Here is a 16,070-nt window from a genome sequence, read left to right as displayed (position 1 = left end):
CCAGCGCGCCGGCACGGCTCAGCGGACAAAGACGCCCAGCCCTTCATGGTCGTAGTACTCCAGCCATACCCGGTCGCTGGCAAATACCGCCTGCGAGATCGTGCCGGGGTTGGCGTTCTCGTTATGGAGCGTGAATGTAAAGACATCTCCGTCCCAGTGTGTCAGCGGCAGGACCAGCGGCCTCGCGCCCAGCGTCATTACCAGCGCGCCGCCCTGTTCGGCGACCTGCAGCGGGCCGTAGTAGTCGTTGCGATAGGTGCCGGCATAGGTGGACAACGCGCGCGCGGGCAATGGGCTTGCCGGCGGCGACTGGCCGACCAGCCTGCCTTCGGGCAGCAGCAAGGGCGCGAAGGCATCGGCAAAGATCGCGCCCCAGTCGCGGCGAAAAGCGCCGTACTGGACCAGGTCGAAGAACTGCGCGTTCAGTGTTTCCGGGATGCCAATGGGGTAGCCATTGGTCAGTGTGACGATGGCCAGGTTCAGCGACGGCACCGCGGTGAAGCTGGTGGCCGCGCCGACCGCGAAGGCGCCGGAATGGTTGTAGTTGGTCAGGCCCAGTTCGGTCGTGCCGATATTGAAGCCGTAGCCGTAGTAGCTGGCGGGGCGGCCCTGCACGGGCGGGCCGCTTTGCATCTGCTGGGACAGCGCCGGGGCGAGCGCCGCGGCGTCGACGACGCGCTGGCCGGCGAACTCGCCTTTTGCCAGCACCATGATCAGCCATTTCCCCAGGTCGTTGACCGAGGCGCTGACGCCACCCGCGGGCGATTGCGCATCGGGCATGGTGCCCATGCCCTGCACCCAGCTGCCGTTGACCCTGACGTGGCCTAGCGCGCGGTTGTCGCGCGCGGCAAAGTCCGCGTAGCGCGAACTGGTGCGGGTCATGCCCAGCGGCTGGTAGATGGCCTGCTCGGACAGCGTGGCCCAGTCGATGCCCGCGGCGTTCGCCACCGCCTCGGCCGCGGCGGTCATGCCGAAGTTGGTGTACTCGTAGACCGCGCGCAACGGATGCAGCGGCAGGAAGCGCAGGCGGGTCAGCACCTCGCGGCGATCGTAGCCCATGTCTTCGAGCCGGTCGCCGGCGTGGTCGGGCAGGCCGGAACGATGCGCATAGAGATCGCCGACGGTGACGGCTTCAGTCGTTTCCGCATCGGCCAGCGCGAACCATGGCAGGTGCCGGATGACCGGGGTGTCCCAGCCGATGCTGCCGCGCCCCACCTGCCGTGCCACCACCGTGGCGCCGATGGACTTCGACACGGAGGCCAGCTGGAACACGGTATCGGCATCGACCGGCGCGGGATCGGTCACCAGCCGGCGGCCAAAGCCCCTGGCGAAGACGACCTGGTTGCCGCGCACCACTGCGATGGCCATGCCGGGCACGCGCGAGCTGGCCATCAGGTTGGTGGCCAGCGTTTCGACCTGGGCGATGGCGGCGGTGATCTGCGCTTCCGGGATGGGGGCGGGCGTCGGCTCCGGATCGTCATCGCCGCCGCAGGCGGGCAGGGCCGGTGCGACCAGGCCGCTCAGCGCGGCTCCCAGGAAACGGCGACGCTGTTGCAGTTTGCTCACGGCAGGTCTCCCGACGGCGGCGCTACGGCGCCTGTGGGATTTACTGTAGGCGATGCAAGCTTGGTGGGTCGGGGGCGGACAGGAGAATGGCTGGCCGGGATCCGCTCGCCAAAACAAAAAGCCCGCACTTTCGTGCGGGCTTCTCGCTTTGAAACCTTGGTGCCCAGGAGAGGACTCGAACCTCCACAGTGTTGCCACCGCTAGGACCTGAACCTAGTGCGTCTACCAATTCCGCCACCTGGGCAAGGTGAGCGCCGCATTCTACAGGGCGCGTCGGATTTTGCAAGGGCCTGCAAGGCAATCCTTGCAAAAATTCCTGTGCCGGGACACGGCGCCGGTCAGGCCGGCGGCGAGCCGTCGGCAAGAATTTCAAACAGCGCCTTGGCCGCGGGCTGCAGCGCCTTGTCGCGGCGGCGAATCAGCGCCAGGATCCGGTCCACGGCAGGCTCGACCAGCGGGATGGCGCGCAGCCGCGGATGATCGGGCGGTAACGCCAGGCCCGGCAGCACCGCCATGCCGAGGCCCGCTTCGACCAGCGCCAACACGCCCACGACATGGTTGGCTTCATAGTAAATGGTCGGCCGCTGCTCGAGATGCGCGATGGCATGTTCGATCAGGGCGCGATTGCCGCTTTGCTTCGATACGCCGGCCATGCGCTGCCCGGCGAGTTCCTGCCATGCCACCGACTGGCGACGGGCCCAGGCATGGTCGCGCTGCAGCACCAGCCGGTAGGGCTCGGTGCGGATCGTGCGGAACTCGATATTCGGCTCCTGCGCGCCCATGAAGTTGATGCCGAAATCCGATTCCCCCGACAGCACACTGGCCAGCCCGACGTTTGCGCTTTCATCGATGACCCGCACGCGTACGCCCGGATGACGGCCTGCAAATATGCCGATGGCATCAGAGAGCAGATGCATCGCGGCAGACGGGATCGCGGCCACTGTCACCAATCCGCGCTGCAGCGCGGCTTCGTCGCCAAGTCGGAATACCGCGCTGTCGAGGATATCCAGCGCGGCACGCGCTTCCTCCAGGAACTGCTTGCCGATTGCGGTCGTTTCCACGCGCCGGGTGGTGCGCTCCAGCAAGCGCGAGCCGAGCGTCTTTTCCAGCTTGTCGATCCTGCGGCTCAGCGCGGGCTGCGAGATATGGAGCGTTTCGGCCGCCATCCGGAAGCTGCCCTTGTCCGCCGTGGCGACAAAGGCCTGCAAGTCCTCCAGTGCGAAATTGATGCGTGACATGCATGAATCCATCAGAACGTTGCAATTCACAGATTAGTGGTACGGACGTACGCTTGCAATGGCCGAACATTGCGCCCTGCGGGGCGGTTCGGCGCGCACAAACCTGGGCGGACACACCAGGTTTCCTGGCAGACGAGAAAGCGCGCCTCGGCCCGATCGCGCGCGCTGCCAACATGAAAGAAGACTGACTGGCGGCACCGTACGCCGGCAACATGATCATGGAGACCACATGTACCTGACCGCAATGGCCGCCAGGAAGGCCGCTTTCGTTCTGCTGGTATGGCTGGCCGGCCCGGCCTGGGCCGACGATATCCGCGTGATTACCTCAGGCGGCTTCACCGCTGCGTACCAGCAACTGGTGCCGCTGTATGAGGCCGCTACGCAGGACCGGGTCATCACCGCCTATGGCGCTTCGATGGGCAACGCCCCGGATTCCATTCCCAGCCGGCTTGCCCGCGGCGAGACGTTCGATGTGGTGATCCTTGCGGACTCCGGCCTTGACAAGCTGATCGCCGAAGGGAAGGTGGCGAACGGGAGCAGGGTGGACCTGGCCCGGTCGCTGATCGGCATGTCGGTCCGCAAGGGCACGCCGAAGCCGGATATCAGCACGCCCGAGGCACTGAAGCGGACCTTGCTCGACGCGAAGTCGATTGCGTACTCCGCCAGTGCCAGTGGCACCTATCTCTCCACCGAGTTGTTCCACCGGCTTGGCGTGGCGGACCAGGTCAAGGACAAAGCCCGCAAGATCTACAGCGAGCGCGTCGGCACGGTGGTGGCGCGCGGCGATGCGGAAATCGGGTTCCAGCAGATCAGCGAGTTGCTGCCGTTCAAGGAACTGGATTTTGTCGGGGCGTTGCCCGCCGAACTGCAGCAGGCGGTGTTCTTCTCCGCCGGAACGGCCGCCGGTCGGCAGACCGCGGCGGTCGCGCGGTTTGTGCGGTTCCTGGCTTCACCCGCAGCGGCCACGATCGTACGGACAACCGGATTGGAGCCGGTCGCCACGCCGTTGCCGCCCCCGGCGCCGCCAGTGCTCGGGCAAGTCGCGAAGCCCTGATCCCCGGTGGATTGACTGGACGGTTCGGAAAAACAAAAAGCCCGCACTTTCGTGCGGGCTTCTCGCTTTAAAACCTTGGTGCCCAGGAGAGGACTCGAACCTCCACAGTGTTGCCACCGCTAGGACCTGAACCTAGTGCGTCTACCAATTCCGCCACCTGGGCAAGGTGAGCGCCGCATTCTACCGAAGGCGACGGAATTTGCAAGCGCGACTTTGCAGTGGCTGGATGGGTCCGATCAGAACGACGGCACCATCGCGCCCTTGAACTGGGCCTTCATGAACTGGCGCACGTCTTCCGACTGGTAGGCAGCGACCAGCTTCTTGACCCACGGCTTGTCCTTGTCCTGCGTGCGCACCACGATGATATTGGCGTACGGGCTGTGGATGTCTTCCAGCGCGATCGCATCCTTGGTCGGCTGCAGGCCGGCGGCCAGCGCGTAGTTGGTGTTGATCACCGCGGCGCCGACATCGGGCAGGGCGCGCGCCAGCTGGGCGGCGTCCAGTTCCACGATCTTCAGCTTCCTGGGGTTCTCGGCCACGTCCAGCGGCGTGGCGTTGTTGCCATTGGTGCCGGCGCCGGCCTTGAGCTTGATCACGCCCTGCGACTGCAGCAGCAACAGCGCACGGTTCTCATTGGACGGGTCGTTGGGCACGGCCACCTTGGCGCCTTGCGGCAGGTCCTTGGGCGACTTCAGGTTCTTCGAGTAGATGCCCAGCGGAGAGATATAGGTGTAGCCGACGCTTTGCATCTTGTAGCCACGCTGCTTGACCTGGCTGTCCAGGTAGGGCTGGTGCTGGAAGCTGTTGGCATCCAGGTCGCCGGCGTCCAGTGCGGCATTAGGCTGCACGTAGTCGTTGAATTCCACGACCTTGACGTTCAGGCCGTTGCGCTTGGCAACCTTCTGGACGACTTGCCAGACTTCGGCGTCCGGGCCGCTGACGGTGCCGACGCGGATGGTCTGTTCCTGGGCCGAGGCGCTGCCGGCGGCGATAAAGCCGATTGCGGAGACGGCAACCGCCAGGCGCTTGATAAGGGACGTGCTGCGCATAGGAGTTCTGTAGTTTTTTGATTGTGTGGCGAGTGAGACAGTTGCGCCTTGGCAGGGATCGCCTGCGCCAGCGAGGCCACAGATTAGCGCAATTGCGTGTAAATGGAACGGCGGGAACAGATCTGGCGTCTATTTCTTTTTCATATGCTTATGAAGTCGGGGTAGGCTGATTCGACGGCATAAATTGCCGCTTCAGTTCTGGTCGGCGAAGCACTCGCGCAAGACGCGAAGGGTTTCGCGCAGGGTGTTCTCATTGAGTTCCCCAGCCCGCTTTATCAGTCGAGATTTGTCGACGGCACGAATCTGGTCGAGGAGAATCAGCCCGTGCCTGCGCTGGAACGTCACGCCGACCCGGAAGGGTGCGGGCCGGCTACCGGAAGTCATGGGAGCAACGGTGACTGTTCGCAGGTAGTCATGCATCTCCGGCGGCGAGACGACGACGCACGGGCGCGCCTTCCTGATTTCGCTGCCTACGGCTGGGTCAAGGGCTACAAGCCAGACCTCACCCCGCACTACCATTTCAGCTCCGCATCGTCCGCGTTGGGAAATTCGCCCAGAACCAGCACATCGTCACCGGCTTCGGCAATGGCGCGGCTCGCTTCGGCCCAGCCTTCGCGTGGCGTATTTCTCGGCCGCCGAATCACCAGCGTGTCGTTCACGATATCCATTTCCACTTCATCCTCCAGGCCCAGTTGCGCCAGGATTGCCTTGGGGATCAGGACCCCCTGTGAGTTGCCCATTTTTCGGATCGTCGCTTTCATTGCCTGTCCTTGTCACTATCGCTGCGGCGATAAGTAGCACAATGTTATAACGTCGCCGGGGTCAAGGATAGGCCGCGCAAGCCTGAAGGGGAATGTGACATCGGGGCTTGGTCTCGGACAGGCGACTTTTCCGAAACCCAGCAGGTTGGCCTCAGCCGGTTACAGCTCCATACCCCTCCCCCCTCCACTCAATAAAACAAAGCCCATGCCCAAACGGATCCGACAGGGTGGCCTGCCTGCCCCAGTCGAAATCCTGCGGCCAATCCTCGATCTCGGCGCCCGCTTCCAGCGCCCGTTCAATTGCGGCTTCGAGGTCGGCCACGACAAAGTCGAGATGCACCGGCGTCCAGTGCCGGCGGTAATCGCGACGGGTATCGGAACGGCTGGTGGGGCGGGTGCCGGCGGGTTTGGCGAGCAAATAGATCGGGGTATTGCCGCCCAGCATTTCTGCGACGGTGCCGTCGAACAAGCGGCGTTGCAGCTTCAATCCCAGGCCTTGCTCGTAAAAGGCGATGCCACGCGCGAGGTCGTCGACATCGATATTGATCAGCAACTCCATGACAGCCTCCTTGCGGCGTTCCGTGTGAGAGCGGCCGCATTGTGCGCCGGCCCTCCTGACAACTGCTGTCAGGAGTGATGTTTCGGCCGGCCGCAGCTGGGATGCCGACAGGCGTATTGGTCAGCGCGGCAGCAGTTCGCGCACGACCGCGACCAACGCGTCGCCAAGCGCCAGATGCGCCTCCGCGTCGAGGTGCACGCCGTCGACGGCGCTGCTCTGGATGAGCGAGCCAGCATCGAACATCGGGCAGTCCAGTTGTGCACAGACCTCGGCAACCGCTTGCGGCAGGCCGGTCCATTTGTGCTCGCCACCGGCGAACTTGGGCGCCAGCGGCCCCCGCGGCGTGCGGATCGGCGGCGGCACTACTACCAGCACCGGCGGCACCGGCATGCCCGGTTCGATCGGCGCGGTGCGGATTGCCTGCACCAGGGTGCCGATGCCCTGGGCGGCGTGCCAGGCATTGTGCGGATGCATCGACTGGAAATCGTTGTTGCCGAGCATCAAGACCACCAGCGCCAGCGGGGAGTGGATCTCGATACGCTGCGCCAGCCCCTGCAGCCCGTTGCGCCCGGGCTTGAAGGGATCATCCCAGACCGTGCGGCGGCCGTTCAGGCAGTCTTCGATGATGCGCACCGGCGTGCCGCCGTCGGCATTCAGTGCCAGTTCCAGGCGGCCCGGCCAGCGCACCGGGAACGGCAGCCGCTGGCGCGTGCCGGGGACGATCCCCCAGGACAGTGAATCGGCATAGACAAGGACTTGCAGCGGATCGGTGTCGGCCAGCGTCGCGGCGGGCATGCGCGGACTCCAGGGAAGTTGACGGGCGGTCGATATCCAGCGGGAAGGGCTGTCACAGTAATGTTGCACTGCGCAGACAAAAACGTCTCCCGAACACGCGGAGACTTCATAATATCGACTTATTGAAGACAGGGAGAAAGAAGTTGCGCTTCGAGCACTTGGTGGAAATCAACGATCCAGGCAACCCTCAACTGGATCCGCTGACACCTGACCAGCTTTGGCAAGGCCTGGTGTTGCGCACCGAGTCGCCCGAACTGTTCGTGCTGGGTCTGGACAGCGCCGAAGTGGTGGCGCGGGGCGACAACTGGATCGACCGCGTGCTGCATTTTGGCCAGGCGTCCATCCATGACCGCGTGGTGTTCGAGCCGCGCCGCCAGGTACGCTATGAAACCGCCGCCACGGCCGAGCACGCTGGCGGCACGTTGACCATGGTGATCGAAACCCCCGGTCCGGGCGCGCTGCTGCTGCGCTTCATCTACGACACCACCATGCCGGCCGTCGACGCAAGCGGCGACGACCGCTACGCCGAGATCGTCAAGTCCGCGTACCACGAGGCCGACCTCGACACCGTCCGCAAGATCCGCGAGATCGCCGACACCGGACGGCTCGGGTGAGCGAGGGCCCCGGCACGCCGAAGGGTCCCGGCAAGCAGCCGGACGCACTGACCCGGGCAGCGCTGCGTGCCCGCTACGGCGACCGCCTGCGCTGGCTGGTGCTGATGACGCTGATGCTGGGCACGGTCTCGTCGATCGTCTCGTCCACCATCATCAACGTTGCCATCCCCGACCTGAGCCGGCATTTCGTGCTGGGGCAGGAGCGGGCGCAATGGGTCGCAGCCAGCTTCATGATCGCGATGACGCTGTCGATGCTGCTGACGCCGTGGCTGCTCAACCGCTACGGGCTGCGCCGCACCTTCCTGGGGTCGCTGCTGCTGCTGGGTGCCGGCGGATTGTTCGGCGGGTTCTCGCCGACCTATGGCGTGATGATCGCCATGCGTGTGGCCGAAGGCGCCGCCGCCGGCATCATGCAACCGCTGCCCAATATCCTGATCCTGCGCGTGTTCGAGGAGCGCGAGCAGGGCAAGGCCATCAGCATGTTCGGCTTCGGCGTGGTGCTGGCGCCGGCGCTGGGGCCCAGCCTGGGCGGTTTCCTGGTCGAGGCGTTCGGCTGGCGCTCGATCTTCTTCGTGGTAGTGCCGCTGACGCTGCTCGGCGCGTTCATGGCGCGGCGCTTCATGGCGGTGGACTCGATCATGATGGGCGAGCGCGAGCCGCTGGACTGGCGCGGCCTGGCGCTGGCCGGCGTGGCCACCGTCAGCCTGCTCAACGGCGTGGTCGAGATGCGCAACAGCGTTGCCGCGGGCATGGCGCTGGCGGGCTTTGGCGTGCTGATGCTGGCCGCGTTCGTGCTGTGGCAGTTGCGCGCGCCGCATCCGCTGATGAACATGCGGCTGTACAGCTACCGGCAGTTTTCCGCGGGTGCGGTGGTGGCGTTTATCTACGGCGCGGGACTGTTCGGCTCGACCTACCTGCTGCCGGTCTACATGCAAATGGCGCTGGAGTACACGCCCTCGCGCGCTGGCCTGGTGCTGTTGCCGGCGGGCGTGATGCTGGCGCTGACCATCGCGGTGGCGGGCCGCTTCACGCATCGGATCGCGCCGCATGTCCAGGTATCGTTCGGGCTGGCGCTGCTGGCGCTGTCGTTCCTGCTGATGGCGCTGGGCTCGCGCTCTACGCCTTACCTGATGCTGGTCGCGCTGGCCGTGCTGGGGCGGATCGGGCTCGGCTGCATTTTGCCGTCGCTGACGCTGGGATCGATGCGGGGCGTGGATTTCTCGCTGATCGCGCAGGGATCGAGCTGCATCAACTTTATCCGGCAGCTGGGTGGCGCGATCGGCGTGAGCCTGGCCGGCGTGGGGCTGCAGTGGCGCCTGGCCCAGCACGGCGCGGTGCTGGGCCAGGCGGGCGACGCCGCGCTGCAGGCGGCGCGCATCCGCGCCTTCGATGAAACCTTCCTGGCGGTCGGGGTGGTGATCGCCAGTGCCATGTTCGCGGCCTGGCGGATCCGGCCCAGGCCGCTGCCGGCGGGCTGAGGCCGCCGGCTTGCGTGGCGGGCGGGGGGCTTAGCTGGTCGCGCCGCTGCGCAGTTCTTCTACCAGGGCGACATACTGTTCCATCGCCTGCTCGCGCGCCGTGCCGCGCAGCGCTTCCCAGGCTTCGAACTTGTAGCGGCCGACAAAGTCGGTCATGCTCGGCTTGTCGCCATGGGCATCGCCTTCGCTGCCTTGCTTGAACAGCGCGTACAGGCGCAGCAGGGTCATGTTGCTGGGACGCTCGCTCAGTTGCTTGACGTCGATCTGGGCCTGGTCGAAGCGTGCCTGCAGGTCGCTCATGGGTTCCTCCGTGGGGATAAGCTGGATCAAGGTAAAAGTGCAGCCCGATGATAGCCGCGCCAGCGCGCCGGACCGGTCGCATAAAACCGAAGAAGCCCTCGGTTCCGGGCGCCAGCGGCTACAATCGCGCCATGTCCTGGATTCTTGCTGTTGAAACCTCTACTGAGTGGTGCTCGGTCGCGCTCGGACGTGCCGTGGCCGGCGCCGGCATCGAGTGCCTGGTGCGCCATGAGCACACCGGTGCGCGCTCCTCTGCACGCGTGCTGCCCGCCGCCGGCGAGCTGCTGGCCGAGGCCGGCATCGCACTGGCCGATTGCGCCGCGATCGCCTTCGGCGCCGGTCCCGGCTCGTTTACCGGTCTGCGTACCGCCTGTGGCGTGGCGCAAGGGCTGGCCTTCGGTGCCGGCCTGCCGGTGGTGCCGGTCAATACCCTGATGGCCTGTGCCGAACGCGTGCGCGCCGCCGAGCCGCCGCTGCCCGCTGGCACCGCGGTGCTGGTCGCGCTCGACGCACGCATGGACGAAGCCTATGCCGGCGCCTTCGGCTGGGATGCCGCCGCGCAGGAGTGGGCGGAGCGCACGCCGATGCTGGTAAGCGCGCCGGAAACCGTGCAGTTGCCGGACGGCGAATTCTGGCTGGCGGGCAATGCCGCCACGGTCTTCGGCGAACGCCTTGCGGGCCTGGCGCGCGCGCAACGCGTGCTGCCGGAAGCGATGCCCCATGCGCAGCCGATGGTAGCCATCGCACTGCGCGCGCTGGCGCGAGGCGATGCCATCGACGCCGACCGCGCCATGCCGATTTACCTCCGCGACAAGGTGGCACAAACCATCGCCGAACGCGAAGCTACCGCCGCCGCGCGCGCCGCGGCCACGGCCGGGAGCGCATCGTGAGCGCCGCCTATCCTCTGGAAGAGCGTGCCGACTGGCCGGCCGTGCCCGCCATGCCGCCTCTGCCCCAGGGTTTCACACTCGGCCGGATGAGCGCGCTCGACCTGGAGGCGGTAGCCGGCATCGAGGCGCGCGCCTACAGCCATCCGTGGACGCGCGGCAATTTCGAGAACTCGGTCAAGGCCGGGCATCTTGGCCTGACGCTGCGCGATCCCGCCGGCACGCTGGTGGCCTATGCCGTGCTGATGCCGGTGGTCGACGAGATGCACCTGCTCAATATCACCGTCGAGCCGCTGCGCCAGCGCCAGGGGCTGGGGCGGCTGATGCTGTCGGTCGTGCTGGCGACCTCGCACGCGCACCGCATCCACACCATGCTGCTGGAGGTGCGTCCGTCCAATACCGGTGCGATCGAGCTGTACGAGGCCGCCGGGTTTGCCGAGATCGGCCGCCGCAAGGGCTATTACCCGGCGGTGGGCCGGACCCGCGAAGACGCGCTGGTGCTGCGCCGGAGCTGGCATGACGAGGTCGCCGGGGAAGGCAGGGATGGCAGGGAAAGCGGGGAGGGCCGCGCATGAGCCGCCGCGCACGATTCCTGGAGGCGCTGGGCATCACGGCCGAATGGCTGCCGCGGGCGCGCGAGGGCGCACCGCAGGCCGAGGTGGTGTCAGAGGCCGTAGCGGTTAATGAGCCCGTTACTGAGCCCGTTACTGGGCTCGTTACTGAGCCCCTTGCCGAGGTCATTGTCGAGCCCGTCACGGTGGCCGCGCAGGCCGCTGCGCCAGTCTTGGAAGCCGCGCCGGCTATCGAAACCGCCATCCCGGCGGTGCCTGTCGCCCCTGTGGTGACGCCTGTCTCGCGGGCGCCAGCCGAACCTTCGCTGGTGCCGGCCGGCCCGGACCCCGACCCGGCGCGGGCCGGGCGCGAGGCTGCCATCGGCGCCATGGCATGGCCCGCGCTGGATGCCGCGGTAGCCGGCTGCACGGCTTGCGGACTGTGCCAGACCCGCACCAATACCGTCTTCGGCGTTGGCGACCGGCAAGCGGAATGGATGCTGGTCGGCGAGGCCCCGGGCGAGAACGAAGACCTGCAGGGCGAGCCCTTTGTCGGCCAGGCCGGCAAGCTGCTCGACAACATGCTGGGCGCGCTCGGCCTGGCGCGTGGGCGCAACGTCTTTATCGCCAACGTGCTCAAGTGCCGCCCGCCGGGCAACCGCAATCCCGAGCCGGCCGAGGTGGCGCAGTGCGAGCCGTTCCTGCGCCGCCAGATCGCGCTGGTGCGCCCCCGGGTCATCGTGGTGCTGGGCCGCTTCGCCGCCCAGTCGCTGCTGCGCACCACCACGCCGATCGGCAAGCTGCGCGGCACCGTGCATACCTATGAAGGCATCCCGGTGGTGGTGACCTACCACCCGGCCTACCTGCTGCGCACGCTGACCGACAAGGCGCGCGCATGGGAAGACCTGTGCCTGGCCCGCGAGGTACATGACCGTGCGGGAGCTGGGGCCTGACCTTTCGCTGCATCGCGGCGGCGACGGCAACCTGCCGTCGGAGCCGCCGCTGTGGCGCCGCGCCTTGTCGCCGCGCACGCGCGACCTTGCCTGGACCACGCTGTCGCCGCCGCTGCTGTCCGCGGTAACGGGCGCCGCGCCCGCGCGCTGGCCCGCCGGTACGCTGGCGGCCTGGCAGCACTGGCTGGAAACCGCCGACCCGGCGGCGCTGCCAGCCACCATCGACGAGCTGGCCGGCGGCCATGCCGCCTTTCCTTCCGATCCCGTTCCCAATCCCGCTCCCAATCCCGCTCCCGGCCCGGCTGCCGCCATGCAGCATGTGCAGGACCCCGCCAGCCGCAGCCTGCGGCTCGGGCGCCATGCCGAGCGGCTGCTGCATTTTGCGCTGCGCCATATGCAGGGACTGTCGCTGCTGGCGGCCAATGTGCCGGTGCGGCGCGCCGGCGCGCACGGCATCCGCACGCTGGGCGAACTGGACTTCGTCTGGCGCGAGCAGGCTTCCGGCGAAGTGGTGCACTGGGAGATGGCCGCCAAGTTCTATCTGATGGCCGGCGCGGTGCCGGCGCCGACCCTGCACGATTTTGTCGGGCCAAACATGGTCGACCGGCTGGGCGACAAGCTCGGCCACGTGGTCGGGCGCCAGCTGCCGCTGGGACGCACGCCGGAAGCGCGTGCGCTGCTCGGCCATGTCGTCGACCGCAGCGAGGTTTACCTGCTTGGCTGGCTGTTCTACCGGGACGGGCAAGTGCCGGCGGGACTTGACGCGCTGGGCATCGCGCCGGACCACTTGCGCGGCTGGTGGTCGCCGCTGGACGGCTGGCGGGCGCGCGCGGCGGCACGGCCGGGCCTGCGCTGGTGCCGGCTGCCGCGTTCGGGATGGTTGTCGGGGGCGCTGGTGCCTGACAGCGGCATAGAGGAGGTCGATGCGCTGTATGCCGCGCTGGCGCAGCGCTTTGCCGACCCGCGCCACGACCACGGCTGGCGCCGCGAAGCGCCGGTCATGCTATGCGAGCTGGAACCGGCCGGCCACGGCTGGTGGCGCGAATGCTCGCGCGGGTTCGTGGTGCCGCAGGGATGGGAGGCACGGGCCATGGCGCGGGCGGCGGAGCCGCCGCGGCAGGGTCCGCAAGCGCTGGCCGACGGGCCCTGAACGGGTCGCGCCGGCCAGGGGACCTCAGTGGTGCTTGTCCTCGCCGATCATCGCCAGAGAGTTGAAGGTGCTCACGTTGTACTTGTGCAGCTTGATCACCAGCATCATGGTCACGCAGATAAACAGGCCCAGCGCGATGATGACCACGCCGATCGGCACGTTCAGCTTGATCAGCAGCGCGTACAGGCACAGCATCAGCAGCACCGATACGTTCTCGTTGAAGTTCTGCACCGCGATCGAGTGGCCGGCCGACAGCAGCACGTGCCCGCGGTGCTGCAGCAGCGCGTTCATCGGCACCACGAAGTAGCCCGACATTGCGCCCACCAGCATCAGGAACACATAGGCGATGGCCATGTACAGCGGCATGTGCAGGCCCAGGATGTGCAGCGTCACCTGGGGCATGGCGTCCTTGGTGTAGAAGGCCATGATCATCACGGTCGCGCCCATCGCCACGCCGAAGGGCAGCACCGACAGCGACTTGCGCAGCGGAATGCGCGCGGCGGCGCCGATCGCGCCCACGGCCACGCCGACGGCTACCACCGCCTGCAGCAGCGCGCCTTGCGACAGGTTCAGGCCCAGGGACTTCTCCGCCCACTTCAGCACGATGAACTGCAGCGTCGCGCCCACACCCCAGAACAGGGTCGTCACCGCCAGCGAGATCTGGCCCAGCTTGTCGCGCCACAGCGCCAGGAAGCAGTCACCGAACTCGGCGATCAGCTTGATCGGGTTCTTTTCCTGCTGCGGGTAGCGGGCGCCGGTATCCGGAATGAACAGGTTGAACACCGACGCGATCACGTAGAACAGCATGATCACGACCATCGCGGCCTCGGCCGGCGTGTCGATGCCGGTATTGATGTAGGGCAGGTCGAGCCGCATCAGGATTTCCGACACGTGCACCGAAATGAGTGCGCCCCCCACCACCGTGCCAAGGATGATCGAGCCCACCGTCAACCCTTCGATCCAGCCGTTGGCCAACACCAGCTTCTCAGGCGGCAGCAGCTCGGTCAGGATGCCGTACTTGGCCGGCGAGTAGGCGGCCGCGCCGAAGCCCACCACGCCATAGGCCAGCAGCGGGTGGAGCCCGAACATCATGATCGCGCAGCCGACCACCTTGATGGCATTGGTGATGAGCATCACCCGCCCCTTGGGCATCGAGTCGGCAAAGGCGCCGACGAAGGCGGCGAGGATGACGTAAGAAAGAACGAAGAACAGCTTGAGCAGCGGGGTCATCCACTGCGGGGAATGCAATTCGGTGAGAAGGGCGATGGCGGCGATCAGTAACGCATTGTCGGCCAGCGACGAAAAAAACTGCGCGGCCATGATGGTGTAAAAACCCTTCTTCATGCTTTCGACTTTGTCTCCATCGCGGACTTCCGTCACGCCGGTCAGGGTGGCACCGGCTGGGGAGGCTATGGTTTGCAGGGAACCTTGCGCCGCGGCCGTGTCGAAATGTCTCGGGTGCACTGCACTACGGCGTCGTGCGGCTTGCCTGACAGTCATTGACATAATGCTTCGCTTTTAGAACATGGCCGGAGCGTCCGGCTTTATATCACGAAAACATGACATTCCCGAACCCCGGCAAGGTGCCTTTTTGACTGCAAATTGCCGCGCCGATTCCCTGAAGACCCCCGGCAGCGGCATCCGGATGTGTTCAAATAACGGCTGCGATCCCGGTCAGAGGACCGGGTCTTCCCTGATCTGGTGCAACGGCACGACACTATCGCCGCCGGGCGACATCCGCATGACCAGGCGAACGCAGTACCCATGGCCGGTCACCTTAGCGCGACATGCCCGCTATATGAAGCACTCCGCATACTTCTACGTGTCATCGCCTACCGACAGGTGACGTTTGCGCCATTGAAACTGAGACAGAGACAGAGCCGTCCCTCCAGTCCTCGCCGGTGATGCGACCGATGCGCCTGATGCGCCACCGCGCTACCGCACGCCCCGCGTTGCCCGCTTTACGAGATGTGACTCCATGCCAAGACCCATCAACGCTGTGATCCACCAACCCGCCCTGGCCAATAACCTGGGCGTCATCCGCCGCAGCGCGCCGAGCTCGCGCATCTGGGCGGTCGTCAAGGCCAACGCCTACGGCCACGGCATCCGCCGCGTCTTTGCCGCGCTGCGCGGCGCCGACGGTTTCGGCCTGCTGGACCTGAACGAAGCCGTGCTGCTGCGCGACCTGGGCTGGCAGGGGCCGATCCTGCTGCTGGAGGGCTTCTTCCAGCCGCAGGACATTGCCCTGATCGAACAATACCGGCTGACCACCGCGATCCACTGCGACGAACAGTTGCGCATGCTGGAAAGCGCGCGCCCCAGGGGACCGTTGGCGATCCAGCTCAAGCTGAACACCGGCATGAACCGGCTCGGCTTCCATCCGGCCCAGTACCGCGCCGCCTGGGAGCGCGCCCGCGCCATGCCCTGCGTGGGCAGTATCGTCCATATGACGCATTTTTCCGATGCGGATAGTCCCCGAGGCATCGCCCACCAGATCGAGGCCTTCGATGCCGCCACGGCCAACCTGCCGGGCGAGGCGAGCCTGTCGAACTCGGCCGCGGTGCTGTGGCATCCGCAGGCGCACCGGGCCTGGGTGCGTCCGGGCATCATCCTGTACGGCGCCTCGCCGACCGGCCGCGAGGCCGATATCGCCGGCACGGGCCTGCAGCCGGCCATGTCGCTGCACAGCGAACTGATCTCGGTGCAGGACCTGCAGCCGGGCGATACGGTCGGCTACGGCTCGCTGTTTACGGCGGACCGCCCGATGCGCATCGGCGTGGTCGCCTGCGGCTATGCCGATGGCTACCCGCGCCATGCGTCAGGCTGGGGCGAGCAGCGCGCGCCGGTGCTGGTCGACGGCGTGCGTACCGAGCTGATCGGCCGCGTGTCGATGGACATGCTGTGCGTGGACCTGACGCCGTGCCCGAAGGCACGGGTCGGCAGCCCGGTGACGTTGTGGGGCCAGGGCCTGCCGATCGACGAGGTGGCACAGGCCAGCGGCACGGTCGGCTATGAGCTGATGTGCGCGCTGGCGCCGCGCGTGCCGACCACGGTGGCGACCATCACGGCATCCGACAGCGCCGCGCCGGCCGTAGTGTGAAAGGTTGAAAGGGTT

General features: G+C 66.7%; 17 protein-coding genes and 2 tRNA genes. 8 read left to right on the top strand and 11 right to left on the bottom strand.

Annotated elements, in window-relative coordinates; translation table 11 throughout:
• Positions 1–18: 18 nt before the first annotated feature.
• The 3 genes from CTP10_RS09260 to CTP10_RS09250 form a co-directional block, all read right to left on the bottom strand.
• Positions 19–1,566 (bottom strand): serine hydrolase, encoded by a 1,548-nt coding sequence (locus tag CTP10_RS09260; protein ID WP_116320576.1) that lies wholly within the window; start codon positions 1,564–1,566, stop codon positions 19–21.
• Positions 1,567–1,723: 157 nt separating this feature from the next.
• Positions 1,724–1,810: transfer RNA gene (locus CTP10_RS09255), tRNA-Leu, on the bottom strand.
• Between the two features lie 94 nt (positions 1,811–1,904).
• The gene (locus tag CTP10_RS09250; RefSeq protein ID WP_116320747.1) at positions 1,905–2,804 is read right to left on the bottom strand and encodes a LysR family transcriptional regulator; all 900 of its coding nucleotides are present in this window, start codon (positions 2,802–2,804) and stop codon (positions 1,905–1,907) included.
• A 244-nt stretch (positions 2,805–3,048) separates the two neighbouring features.
• Here CTP10_RS09250 and CTP10_RS09245 point away from each other — a divergent pair, with 244 nt between their 5' ends.
• Positions 3,049–3,858, top strand: a complete 810-nt coding sequence (locus tag CTP10_RS09245; protein ID WP_233528192.1) for a substrate-binding domain-containing protein — start codon at positions 3,049–3,051, stop codon at positions 3,856–3,858.
• Positions 3,859–3,934: 76 nt separating this feature from the next.
• On the opposite strand, the gene CTP10_RS09240 is transcribed toward CTP10_RS09245, so the two are convergent.
• The 6 genes from CTP10_RS09240 to CTP10_RS09215 all read right to left on the bottom strand — a co-directional run bounded on the left by CTP10_RS09240 (position 3,935) and on the right by CTP10_RS09215 (position 7,022).
• Positions 3,935–4,021: transfer RNA gene (locus CTP10_RS09240), tRNA-Leu, on the bottom strand.
• A 73-nt stretch (positions 4,022–4,094) separates the two neighbouring features.
• On the bottom strand, positions 4,095–4,907 hold the full coding sequence (locus tag CTP10_RS09235) for a MetQ/NlpA family ABC transporter substrate-binding protein (protein ID WP_116320578.1): 813 nt from the start codon (positions 4,905–4,907) through the stop codon (positions 4,095–4,097).
• Positions 4,908–5,099: 192 nt separating this feature from the next.
• A complete protein-coding gene (locus tag CTP10_RS09230; protein ID WP_116320579.1) occupies positions 5,100–5,426 on the bottom strand; it encodes a type II toxin-antitoxin system PemK/MazF family toxin in 327 nt (108 codons plus the stop codon).
• Positions 5,420–5,668: an AbrB/MazE/SpoVT family DNA-binding domain-containing protein gene (locus CTP10_RS09225; protein ID WP_116320580.1), complete on the bottom strand. Its 249-nt coding sequence runs from the start codon at positions 5,666–5,668 to the stop codon at positions 5,420–5,422. Before CTP10_RS09225 ends, CTP10_RS09230 begins: the two co-directional genes overlap by 7 nt.
• A 151-nt stretch (positions 5,669–5,819) precedes the next feature.
• The gene (locus CTP10_RS09220) at positions 5,820–6,227 is read right to left on the bottom strand and encodes a VOC family protein (protein WP_116320581.1); all 408 of its coding nucleotides are present in this window, start codon (positions 6,225–6,227) and stop codon (positions 5,820–5,822) included.
• Positions 6,228–6,347: 120 nt separating this feature from the next.
• Entirely contained in the window at positions 6,348–7,022 is a 675-nt protein-coding gene (locus tag CTP10_RS09215) for an SGNH/GDSL hydrolase family protein (RefSeq protein ID WP_116320582.1), read from the bottom strand.
• Positions 7,023–7,165: 143 nt separating this feature from the next.
• Here CTP10_RS09215 and CTP10_RS09210 point away from each other — a divergent pair, with 143 nt between their 5' ends.
• A complete protein-coding gene (locus CTP10_RS09210; RefSeq protein ID WP_116320583.1) occupies positions 7,166–7,636 on the top strand; it encodes an SRPBCC family protein in 471 nt (156 codons plus the stop codon).
• Positions 7,633–9,114 carry a DHA2 family efflux MFS transporter permease subunit gene (locus tag CTP10_RS09205; protein WP_116320584.1) on the top strand — a complete coding sequence of 494 codons (1,482 nt, stop codon included), beginning with the start codon at positions 7,633–7,635 and terminating at the stop codon, positions 9,112–9,114. Before CTP10_RS09210 ends, CTP10_RS09205 begins: the two co-directional genes overlap by 4 nt.
• 30 nt (positions 9,115–9,144) lie before the next feature.
• On the opposite strand, the gene CTP10_RS09200 is transcribed toward CTP10_RS09205, so the two are convergent.
• On the bottom strand, positions 9,145–9,414 hold the full coding sequence (locus tag CTP10_RS09200; protein WP_116320585.1) for an acyl-CoA-binding protein: 270 nt from the start codon (positions 9,412–9,414) through the stop codon (positions 9,145–9,147).
• A gap of 131 nt (positions 9,415–9,545) precedes the next feature.
• On the opposite strand from CTP10_RS09200, the gene tsaB reads away from it, so the two are divergent.
• The 4 genes from tsaB to CTP10_RS09180 are packed head-to-tail and all read left to right on the top strand — an operon-like array spanning position 9,546 to position 12,955.
• The gene (gene tsaB / locus CTP10_RS09195; protein WP_199414618.1) at positions 9,546–10,304 is read left to right on the top strand and encodes a tRNA (adenosine(37)-N6)-threonylcarbamoyltransferase complex dimerization subunit type 1 TsaB; all 759 of its coding nucleotides are present in this window, start codon (positions 9,546–9,548) and stop codon (positions 10,302–10,304) included.
• A complete protein-coding gene (gene rimI / locus CTP10_RS09190) occupies positions 10,301–10,876 on the top strand; it encodes a ribosomal protein S18-alanine N-acetyltransferase (RefSeq protein WP_116320587.1) in 576 nt (191 codons plus the stop codon). Before tsaB ends, rimI begins: the two co-directional genes overlap by 4 nt.
• Positions 10,873–11,805: a uracil-DNA glycosylase gene (locus CTP10_RS09185; RefSeq protein ID WP_116320588.1), complete on the top strand. Its 933-nt coding sequence runs from the start codon at positions 10,873–10,875 to the stop codon at positions 11,803–11,805. Before rimI ends, CTP10_RS09185 begins: the two co-directional genes overlap by 4 nt.
• Entirely contained in the window at positions 11,780–12,955 is a 1,176-nt protein-coding gene (locus CTP10_RS09180; protein WP_116320589.1) for a DUF1853 family protein, read from the top strand. The genes CTP10_RS09185 and CTP10_RS09180 overlap by 26 nt, the downstream gene beginning before the upstream one ends.
• A 24-nt stretch (positions 12,956–12,979) precedes the next feature.
• On the opposite strand, the gene lplT is transcribed toward CTP10_RS09180, so the two are convergent.
• The gene (gene lplT, locus CTP10_RS09175) at positions 12,980–14,299 is read right to left on the bottom strand and encodes a lysophospholipid transporter LplT (RefSeq protein ID WP_116320590.1); all 1,320 of its coding nucleotides are present in this window, start codon (positions 14,297–14,299) and stop codon (positions 12,980–12,982) included.
• A 634-nt stretch (positions 14,300–14,933) separates the two neighbouring features.
• Here lplT and alr point away from each other — a divergent pair.
• Positions 14,934–16,055 carry an alanine racemase gene (gene alr, locus CTP10_RS09170; protein ID WP_116320591.1) on the top strand — a complete coding sequence of 374 codons (1,122 nt, stop codon included), beginning with the start codon at positions 14,934–14,936 and terminating at the stop codon, positions 16,053–16,055.
• Positions 16,056–16,070: the final 15 nt, after the last annotated feature.

It is taken from the genome of Cupriavidus sp. P-10 (genome assembly GCF_003402535.2).
Classification (GTDB): Bacteria; Pseudomonadota; Gammaproteobacteria; order Burkholderiales; family Burkholderiaceae; genus Cupriavidus.
Note: the sequence above shows the minus strand (reverse complement) of the source record. Positions and strands in the feature narration are given on the sequence as shown.